The sequence below is a fragment of the Bacillus sp. SIMBA_074 genome, from assembly GCF_046534555.1.
GTDB classification, from domain to species: domain Bacteria; phylum Bacillota; class Bacilli; order Bacillales; family Bacillaceae_G; genus Bacillus_A; species Bacillus_A mycoides.
The window spans coordinates 1-251 of the sequence record NZ_JAWRYM010000935.1 but is presented as its reverse complement, the minus strand read 5'-3'; the positions used below and the strand labels follow the sequence as shown (position 1 = coordinate 251).

The following is a 251-nucleotide window of genomic DNA, read 5'->3' as shown; positions in this document are numbered from 1 at the left end:
ACAAAACCATTCCGATCTCGTTCATATCAAGAATGGACAGGATGCAGATCAGCTCGACTGCTTCGAAGGCCATGTGGTATTTATGGACATGCCGCCGTTAAGGGAATATTTGAAACGGGTGATTGCCAATAAGAACCCATCGCGTATCTATGCACACCTTTCACATGAGCAGGACCATTTCTTAAGTACGATGCCAACAAGGGACCATTTTAAATGGTTTTATGCCTTCCTCGCCAAAAAGGGCCCGCTCG

At 46.2% G+C, this 251-nt stretch carries 1 protein-coding gene; it reads left to right on the top strand.

Translation table 11 applies throughout. From position 1 onward, the window contains the following. Nucleotides 1–251 (top strand): single-stranded-DNA-specific exonuclease C-terminal domain-containing protein (locus SB773_RS33525; RefSeq protein ID WP_410594774.1); only part of this gene is annotated, 251 nt, incomplete at both ends.